An 8,724-nucleotide genomic window follows, 5' to 3' on the forward strand; every position below is an offset into this window, starting at 1 on the left:
AGGCGGCGATATTCTCGCTTGTACTCCGCAGCTCGTGCATGATCTTTGAAAGCCATCTATCTGTCGTTCTCGCGAATAAAGCCAAGCTGCCAACGCTCGAAGTCATGGGGGGCGGGCCACTTGGTCAGGATTTCCGAGAGGGGCATGAGCGCCGGCGGCTCGACGTACTTGGTCGTGTAGCGGTCCTGCTTGCCGGCGTTGGCGCAGGCGTTGAAGAGGAAGCGGCGCTCGGACTCGGTCACGGTGCCGTAGTCCAGGAGGTAGAACGGAAGGTACTGCTCGGCGGCCGGGCGGCACTTGACCGCGGCTTCGACCGGCATCATGATCTGATTGGTCATCTTCGGGTCCCGGCGCCAGCCCGTGGCGTACCGGCCGAAGAGCGGGCTCGAGTGGTACTGCAGGACGTTGACATTCTCGTGCACGTCCCAGACGAAGAGCGAGACGGCGCGCCAGGACCAGACGTCCGGGCGGGTCCACAGGTCGTCCAGGACTTCCCAGCCCGGGCCCATGATCCAGTCGTCGTCGAAGTTGGCGCTCCACTCGGCCGTGTGCCCCGCGTCGTCGAACGCCTGGAAGCACTCGTTCCGGACCTGCGTCCACTGCTGCCCGTGCTTGGGCGACAGCACCGGAACGGACGGCCGCACGACCGTGACGTCGGGGTGGGCGCGCCAGGCGTCCACGACCTCGGCCACCTCCGGCGTGGGCCGGTCAGGGCACAGGATGACGTGGGTGCCGGCCTGCTGCGTCCAGAACTCGAGGGTGCGCTGCAGCCGCTTGGGCCGGCGCTGGCAGAGGGTATTCAGGACGAGGCGATAGCGGCTCATTCATGTTTCCTCAGCCAGCAGCTCCAGCCCTCAACAGCCTGACGCCACCGCTTCAGCATCTCCCCGCGGTCCCACCAGTGTGTCCCGCCACTGATGACCGGCCCGCTGAGGCCGAGCTCGCCGGGGCCCCACATGTGGGGGTACACGGTGCCGAGCGTGCTGCGCGCGGTGTCGTCGGCCCAGGTCTGGCCGTGGTGCGCGACCCGCGGCCGGCCACGGCCCAGCCAAGCCCAGAAGTCGTCCACTACCTTGGCGCTGGGCAGGTTCAGCTTCTTGAGCTGGAACACGACCAGGGCGCGCGACACGTCCTCGGTGGGCGTCCACAGCGCCGGACGGATGCCGTGAGGCGGGAAGACGGCCTCGAACATCCGCAGCGTCAGAATCTCGTAGCCCTCTTTCTGACAGTAGTCGAGCTCGTCGAGGAAGCTGGTCGACGGGATGAAGTGGGGCATGCACCAAACGATGCGCTCGTCGCGGGCGAGGCAGTCCCAGGCCTGCTGCCGGGCGAACGGGGTGTCCGGCCGCTCAACGACGAAGCCCCCGTTGATCTTGGTCCAACACCCCCGGTACGCCTGCCAATCACACTCTGCGATCTCAGGCGGCTTCCACAGAACTGTTATCATGCGGCATCCTTTTTACTTGACTCCAGCAGCCGGTCCCGGTGTAATAGTGAATGGTCGCATGACAGTTTGGGCAAACCAATATCAAGTTGTCCATCTGATTGTTGCGGCGGTTTCGGTCAAGATGGTGCCAGACCAGGATATTAAAATCCACCTTTTCACGGCAACGCTCACACCGACACTTATTCGCGTGAAAACGCCCCTGTCGTGTAGAAAGGCGCTGGTACATCCGGGGCAGTACTTTCTCCGGATGCGCCGCACGATACGCGCGGTCGTAGGCCCTCTTCTGCTCTTGGTGCTGGAGGTAGTAGTCATGGGTCTTCTGGCACAACAGTGTTCGGTTCCGACGACTGTACTCCCGCTGCCAGAGGCGTTTACGTTCTCGGCGCTTTTCGGGGGCGACCATCAGCTACCTCCCGAACAAGGACTTGGTCCGCTGCCAGAGGGTTGGCTTCACGATGCGCTGGAGCTCCGCGACCTTCGCCGTGAGCTCGGCCAGGCGCGCCTCGACCTGCTGCCGGGCGGCTTCCCACTTGCCCAGCTCCGACCGGAGGCGGGCATAGGCGTCCGCACGGGCGGCCCGGTGCTCAAGGGCCTGCGCGTGAAGGCGCACGAGGATGTCGTCTACCGTGCTCGCGATATTGTCGCGGTCCGCGAGCTGGACCTTGTGCAGCTGCGCTTGCAGCTCGGCCATGCGCTGGCGGGTGTTCATCTGATTCTCCTGCGGCGAAACTTGAGGGGCGAGCTTCGGAATCTCAGGTCCACGAGGGCGGGGTACGTTACGGTCTGTTCGTATTCATAGCCCGCGGCAAGCGTGCCGGCCTCGCCACCCGAACCGGTCACAACAACGTCCGCCGTACCAACTGCCCCCACGGGTGTGGTGCAGGTGATCTCGGTGGCGCTGACAACGGTGACGTCCGTGGCTGCTGCCCCGCCGAACGTCACGCCGGACCCGGCCGTGAAGTTGGTGCCGTAGACCGTGACGGCCGTACCGCCGACCTCCGGACCACTGGCTGCGTCAACCGACGTGACCGTGACCGTCATCTCGTCCGCGCCGATGTCCCAGCTGGTGCCCTCGGGGCGGGTGTCGCCCTCAAGGTCGTAGGAACCGATGCTCGCGCTCAGGTCGGCGCCGGTCGCGCGCAGCGTCGAGCCCGGGATGATGTGCAGGTCGTAGTCTCCGGTCACGGACACAAACTGCGTTACATCAAACGGCACGCTGCGCAGGGCCTCGGTCGTCGCCTCGGCCGTGGACGTCGCGTCGTTCGCGCCCTGGTTCAGGGTGCCGCCAGCCCCGGCGTTCTGGTAGCAGTCGACGGCGTGGATGTAGTTGTTGTTGCTCGTGATCGTGGCGTTGTCGTAGACGTAGAAGCCCACCGACCCGCTGGCCGTGGGCTCGATGAGCGTGCAGTTGTAGAACTCAGCCACGGAACCGGTGCCGCGGAGGTAGACGCAGATGCTGCCCGTCGCCGTCGAGACGATCTGGCAGTGCGTAAACTTGTGCGTCTGGCCGCCCACACCATCTCCAGCGATCGCGTAGCCGGCCGAGCTGCGGAGGATGCACTGGTCGGCGATGAAGCCGGACGCGTGGCCGCCAGCGCCGATGTTGGGCGCGTAACACGCGATGTGCGACGTCGACTGAACCTGCAGCCCGCGGATGTGCAGGACGTTGTTCATCAGGTGGATTGCGTAATTGCCCGTCGCCGACAGGTACGCGTAATCCGTGTCCCAGGCACCCTGGTGCTCGTGACCGTCCGCGACGACAATCTCCCAATAGTGCTCGAAGTCGGAGTAGCAGCCGCCGCCTTCCCAGATCAGGAGCCGACCGCCATCGCCGAGGTTGCCGCCGGAGTAGACGACCGCACGCTGGATGTGGTCGGCGGTGATGAGGTTCTCGGCTTTCGCGGCAATCCACGCCTGCAAGGTGAGGTAATCACCCGTGCCATCGGGCTTGACGGTGCTCGTGATGACGGTGGGCATGACTACATCCGCTCGAATATCTGTACCGAGTGGCCGCGGCCCCAGTACTTGAACTTGTCCTTCAGGCTGAACTGCTCCCACGACGCCTTGACGTCGGGGTACGTGGGCTCATGATAGTCGTGCAGGGCGATGATCCCGCCGGGCAGCACCAGCTTGCCCCAGAACTCGAGGTCCCGGTGCACGACGGCAAACCCGTGGTCCGCGTCGTGGTGGAGCAAGCAGAGGTGGGCGGGGAACACGTCCATCTGGTCGGGGGACGTCTGCGGGATGATGCCCTCGCCCTTGGGCCAGTCGGCCACGGACGCGCCGGCGAGCTCGAGGGTGTCGATCAGCTACAGCTGCCGCTCCTGCCGCTGCCGCGCGAGCGCTGTCGCCGAGCAGCCGCGGTACACGCCGATTTCGACCAGGGCACCCTCGCAGGTGCCGTGGACCGCGGACTTGGCGGCCTCGGACAGCAGCGCAAGATCCTCGCTCGTGTACCAGCCCCACGGGTAGGCGTGGGAGTTCGCGAGGCTCTGCTCGACTTCCCAGGCGCTGCGGGTGTCCATCTACTTCACCTCGCCGTCCGCGGCTGCCTCTTCGGCCGTCCGCGTCATGCTCACCGGCGGGACCAAGATCGTCTTCCCAGCCTGCCGCTTGCGATACGCGCGCCGCGCAGCAACCCCACCCACGACCGCGCTGCCAAAGCCGAGGACCGCGACTATCAGGCCAAGCCAGTTGCCACTGGTCGCGGCACTGACGATGGCCGTGCCCTGCTCCTGCGCCGCGTCAACAACGGCACCGACAACGTCCGCCGAGCCATCCGGCAACACGCCCGGGACTATGTCCTGCCCGGACTGAACAAGCGTGCCGTCCGGTTGAAAGGACGTAAGCGCACACCCCACCATGAGCACGATGGACAGAACAAGCAGGTACTTCCAGTGACGGGCGCAGGTGTTTTCGATGCGACTCATTTACCGTACCTCACAATTACATACGACCCCAAAGCCGAACCCAGCGCAAAGGAAGCCACGCCGGGGATGGATCGAGCCACCGGGGACTCGAACACGGCCACGGTCAGCCCGAGCTGTATCACCGCCAGGATCAGGCTCGCCAGCGCTGCCCTCATCGCCTGACGGTGTGCCGCCGCACGAACTGCCACCGTCCAAAATAGGTCGATGATCAGCCCCGTGACAAAGAGTGTCAGGCACATTAGTCCTCATTTGGGCAGGCAAACAACTCGTCCGGCCGCTGCGCTGCGCAGGCGGCGCTGCAGCCGAAGACGTGCCCGTATGTCGGGCATCAGAGAAGGGAACCCGCCAAAGTACAAGCGCAGCCACCGCACGGGAATAGGCTTTGTTAGCTCGACGAATGGCTCTTGCAGCCTTGCGGGCGGATCAATAATCCTCACAAACTCGGATGCGGGGCGCATAGTGCTCAGCCCTCATCGATGTAGCTGTAGCTCTCGATCTCACGCGGGAGCCGGTACATAGCGGCGTAACGGACGCAGTCAACGGGATCCTTGAACGCCTCGCTGGGCTTCATCTCGCCAGCCTCCGCGTCCTCGTACGACCAGAACTGCAGCGCGCGGATGGCGTTGTGGCAGTTGCTCGACACAAGGATGCGGCTGCGGCCGGTCGTCGAGCTGATCTTGAAGCCGTCGCGGAGCGTCTGGATGCCCCGCTCGAGGTCGTTGTCAACACGCGTATCAAATGTCAACCCGTATTCGCTCATCCCGTCCACGAACGAGGGGAACTGCGTGCCGAGCACTTTCGCTTTCTGGCGCCCGAACGCAGGGTCGCAGATGCGCCAGACGATGTTCTCCCGGCCCTCGGCCGTCTTGATGACGCCGTTTAGGACATCGAGCGTCACCTGGCTGGGGCCGATCTTCTCGAACTCCTCTTCGGGCCACTCGCGGTAGATGGTCAGCTGCTCGCCACCATCCTCAACTGCGACCCAGATCATGAACGGCTTGCGCGAGTGGTGCGGGTCAACAACAAGAAGCCGGGGCACCTCGGGAGGGATGTGGAGGGAGGAGGACTCGATGATCGAACTTTGCGTGAACGTGGTGACGATGCGCCGGCCAAGCGCCGCGATTTCACCACTCATCCGCGCCCGACGCTCTTCTGGTGAAAGAGATGGGTCGCTGAAGAACTTGTCAAGCGAGTCGCGGTCCACGTGTGGGTTGTCATACGAGGAGCCCCGGACTATTTCAACATCAGGATTGTTGTTGTTGATCAGGTCAGCCGCCACCCAGGCCATGTTGGCGTCCCCGAGGGGGGTCATTGTCCACGTCACCTGGGCCTTGTTGTCGATCGTGCCGCGGCGCACAGCCGTGAACACGCGGCGAGGCTGCGGTTCGTCGAGGAAGATGGCGTCGGACGCGAACCCCTCGAACGCCAGGTTCTCCTGCAGCGCGCTGCCGAAGTACACCTCCGAGCCGTTGGGCAGCAGGATCTTGTTCCAGGTGCCGAGCGAGCCGAGGTAGGGCTTGAAGGCCACCTTCTGCGGCCAGAGCGCATTCCACTTCGGCTGGATGATCTCACCGATGCCACGGGCGAGGGACAGCCCGGAGACCATCAAGATCTTGTTCGGGACGGCAATCGGCAGCCCGTCCCACCGGCGTACCCAACTGGCAGCCGGCATCTCTGCGCGGGGCGGGAAGTCCCACTTGTCCCCGTCGCGGACCAGCTCAAACCCATCCACCTCCCATGGCCGGTAGCCCAGGGCAGCGGCCTGCGCACCAGCGACGAGCGCGTGCGTCTTGCCGTACCGGTTCCCGGCGAGCACGATGACGATGGGCTTCCGGGAGACGTAGACCGGCTTCTGGCCGTTGTGCGGCTCGAAGTGCGCGAGCGGGCACGTGCGCTGGCGCGCGGCCAGTTCAGCGTGGGCCTGGGCCAGCAGGAGCAGATTCTCGCGTTCGCTGGTCACGCTTCACCGCCTTGTGGACCTCGCCCACCAACCGGATCAGGAACTGCGCCCTGTCCCGCAGGACCGCCCTCGTGTACCTCGAATTGGGCTTCGACCACAACCGGCGCCGGCGCAGCGGCGTTGCTTCCCGCAGGAGCCGCAGCTCCAGGAGCGCTTCCAGCCGTCTGTACGCCATGCTGCCCTCGCGTGTGCTCCGCTATAAACTGTTTGAGTTCTGCATCTGTCAGCTGCGACAGGTCCATCGACAGGTGCAGGACCTCTTTTCGTGCGACGGGGTTCAAGAGAGCGCCGTATTGTCCAAGGAGCAGGCGAGCAGCCTGCGGATCTCCGTTCCGGAGAACTCGGGCGTAAACCGCGCCCATGACCTGACCTAACCGTGCCTCAACCGCTTTGCTAATCTGCCGGCTGATCCAGGCCGAGCGGGTACTGTCCAGCAGCCGCTCCTTGATCGCCGCCGCCTTCAGGCCCGTGAACTCCTCGAGTTCAGCCGGGCTGCGCGCGCCGGCGATCAGACCCTCCGCGATCAGGATGTCCGCGTGGTCGAACGGGAACGCGTCTGCCTCCTGCGCCGTAACCGACAGACCGCGAGCCTGGACCTTGCTCATGAGCTGCTTCCGGGGGGCGGTCACGGTTATGGCTCCAGGAACGGGCTATGCGGCCTTCAACTCTTTGTGCACGATGCGGTGGCAGTTCGAGCAGAGCACCTCGCACTTGAGGTACTCGGCGAACCAGCGCTTCCAGCTGGTCGCGTTCCCAGGCTCGACCTCTTTCTCACCCGGATTTCGGTGGTGAAGCTCCAGGGCCACCGGATCAATTTGGCAGCCGCAGCGGGCACATCCATCAAACCACCGGGCCCAGCCACGGATGCGGCGGATGGTCCTGTCCCGTTCTCTTACTTCATCACGATGCGTAGCGTAGTGGGCCCGGGAGGCGGCCCGGTATTTTTCACGATGGGCGGCATTGAAAGCACGAGAGCGCGCTCGGCACTCCTCACGGTGTGCGGCGCGGTAGACCTGGTTGTACTCTCGCTTCTTGGCCTTCTTTTCTTCCTCGGTCATGACAGCTGGCTTTCTCTCCTCCACCGGCTGTTTATGCGGGGCGTTTCTTCAAACGAGGCTTTCGTGCATAACGGATTTCTGCAAGTTGATTATTCTTCGTGATCTTCAAGAGCAAGGCCGAATTACCCACTGGACACCTGGTGACCACCAAGATGGACTCGACGACGAGACGTGTATGAAGCGACGGGATGCCCGGGTCGAACCACGCGACGGCCACGTGGTCGAGCTTCTGCGTCTTGGCGGACATGTTGTGCTGCCGCTGGCGCGCGCGGAGGTTCTGTGTCTGGCCGACGTAGACTACCTGATCATCCTTGTCCAGGAGCAGGTACACCGTCGGGATCTCCGGCAGGGGTTCGTACCATTGGACCGGCTGCCGCCGCAGCTCCAGCCGCTGATCCGCCCACTGGCTGCAGAATGCCAGCGCAGCACGCGTCCGCGGGTCGTTCAGCTTGGGCATGAATCTTGGCCAACTCCGCATCAAGCCAGGCGACCTCACGGGCGTGGAAATCGCCGGGTTCTTGCGTTTGTGCTACATGCATGGCCCTGTAGCAGGTGGGGCACCAGGGCGGACACAGGTCCGTCCGCGCGGGCCCGGTCACGCCACACACGGGGCAGCGGTCCGAGCGCATCATCTCGTACCCCTCGGCCGAGAGGTTGCGCTTGTGATCGACGTGGTAACGGCAGAAGCGACTCTTCGTGCTGGCCGGTTGATTGCAGCCGATGGAGATGCACATGCGCCGGGGATGCGCCTGGCGCTTGGCCGTGAGCTCCGCGTGGTGCGCGGCACGATAGCGCGCACAGGCCGCACGGCACTCCCAGCAGGTCTTGTACCAGGATCCATCGGGCTTCTTGTCGTGGTCCTCGTCCAGGGGGCGAGTACAGGTGCGGCAGAACTCCCCCACGTAGCCCGCTTTCGCTTTGCGCGCGAGCACACGGCACCGGTAGCAGCGCTTCTGCTTCTCCTGCCCGGGGGTCAGGGGTGAGTCACAATCGACGCACGAGCTCATTTTCGAGTCCTCCTACGAAAAACGTGTCCCTCATACTCCAGCACTTTGGGCAGCGGAGGAAAGTTATAACCTGGCCCGGGGCGAGGAGTTATGACAAAGTGTATGATTTCGATGCACCCATTAATTTCTGTTCATGCTCATGGATTTTCGTGCGGTTGGACAAATGCCGCTCCCGCCGCTCTCGCGCGCCAAGGTGCCGCCGTCTGTACTGTTTTACTGTCCCCCCTTTTCTACTCTTTTATTATGTATTTAATAATTAGTAAAAGGGTAGAAGAGGGGGGACAGTAAAACAGTACATGCCCCTCACGGCCGCCGGCTGGTC

At 63.9% G+C, this 8,724-nt stretch carries 13 protein-coding genes; all 13 read right to left on the reverse strand.

Annotation, left to right across the window (positions count from 1 at the left end):
• Positions 1–56 precede the first annotated feature (56 nt).
• The 13 genes from WC683_07230 to WC683_07290 all read right to left on the reverse strand — a co-directional run bounded on the left by WC683_07230 (position 57) and on the right by WC683_07290 (position 8,402).
• Positions 57–644, reverse strand: a complete 588-nt coding sequence (locus WC683_07230) for a hypothetical protein (GenBank protein ID MFA4972389.1) — start codon at positions 642–644, stop codon at positions 57–59.
• A 176-nt stretch (positions 645–820) separates the two neighbouring features.
• Positions 821–1,447: a hypothetical protein gene (locus WC683_07235; protein MFA4972390.1), complete on the reverse strand. Its 627-nt coding sequence runs from the start codon at positions 1,445–1,447 to the stop codon at positions 821–823.
• Between the two features lie 406 nt (positions 1,448–1,853).
• A complete protein-coding gene (locus tag WC683_07240) occupies positions 1,854–2,156 on the reverse strand; it encodes a hypothetical protein (protein ID MFA4972391.1) in 303 nt (100 codons plus the stop codon).
• A complete protein-coding gene (locus WC683_07245) occupies positions 2,153–3,424 on the reverse strand; it encodes an IPT/TIG domain-containing protein (protein MFA4972392.1) in 1,272 nt (423 codons plus the stop codon). Before WC683_07245 ends, WC683_07240 begins: the two co-directional genes overlap by 4 nt.
• Positions 3,425–3,426: 2 nt before the next feature.
• A complete protein-coding gene (locus tag WC683_07250; protein MFA4972393.1) occupies positions 3,427–3,723 on the reverse strand; it encodes a class I SAM-dependent methyltransferase in 297 nt (98 codons plus the stop codon).
• Positions 3,724–3,756: 33 nt separating this feature from the next.
• Positions 3,757–3,972: a hypothetical protein gene (locus tag WC683_07255; GenBank protein ID MFA4972394.1), complete on the reverse strand. Its 216-nt coding sequence runs from the start codon at positions 3,970–3,972 to the stop codon at positions 3,757–3,759.
• A complete protein-coding gene (locus WC683_07260) occupies positions 3,973–4,377 on the reverse strand; it encodes a hypothetical protein (GenBank protein MFA4972395.1) in 405 nt (134 codons plus the stop codon).
• The gene (locus WC683_07265; protein ID MFA4972396.1) at positions 4,374–4,616 is read right to left on the reverse strand and encodes a hypothetical protein; all 243 of its coding nucleotides are present in this window, start codon (positions 4,614–4,616) and stop codon (positions 4,374–4,376) included. The genes WC683_07260 and WC683_07265 overlap by 4 nt, the downstream gene beginning before the upstream one ends.
• Positions 4,617–4,840: 224 nt before the next feature.
• Complete coding sequence (locus WC683_07270; GenBank protein ID MFA4972397.1) at positions 4,841–6,337, reverse strand: hypothetical protein; 1,497 nt, start codon at positions 6,335–6,337, stop codon at positions 4,841–4,843.
• Entirely contained in the window at positions 6,334–6,966 is a 633-nt protein-coding gene (locus WC683_07275) for a hypothetical protein (protein ID MFA4972398.1), read from the reverse strand. Before WC683_07275 ends, WC683_07270 begins: the two co-directional genes overlap by 4 nt.
• 21 nt (positions 6,967–6,987) lie before the next feature.
• Complete coding sequence (locus WC683_07280) at positions 6,988–7,395, reverse strand: HNH endonuclease signature motif containing protein (protein MFA4972399.1); 408 nt, start codon at positions 7,393–7,395, stop codon at positions 6,988–6,990.
• A 31-nt stretch (positions 7,396–7,426) separates the two neighbouring features.
• Positions 7,427–7,726: a GIY-YIG nuclease family protein gene (locus WC683_07285; GenBank protein ID MFA4972400.1), complete on the reverse strand. Its 300-nt coding sequence runs from the start codon at positions 7,724–7,726 to the stop codon at positions 7,427–7,429.
• Positions 7,701–8,402, reverse strand: coding sequence for a hypothetical protein (locus WC683_07290; protein MFA4972401.1), 702 nt, complete (start codon positions 8,400–8,402; stop codon positions 7,701–7,703). Before WC683_07290 ends, WC683_07285 begins: the two co-directional genes overlap by 26 nt.
• Between the last annotated feature and the right edge of the window lie 322 nt (positions 8,403–8,724).

Source organism: bacterium, assembly GCA_041648665.1.
In the GTDB taxonomy this organism is placed as follows: Bacteria; UBA10199; UBA10199; order 2-02-FULL-44-16; family JAAZCA01; genus JAFGMW01.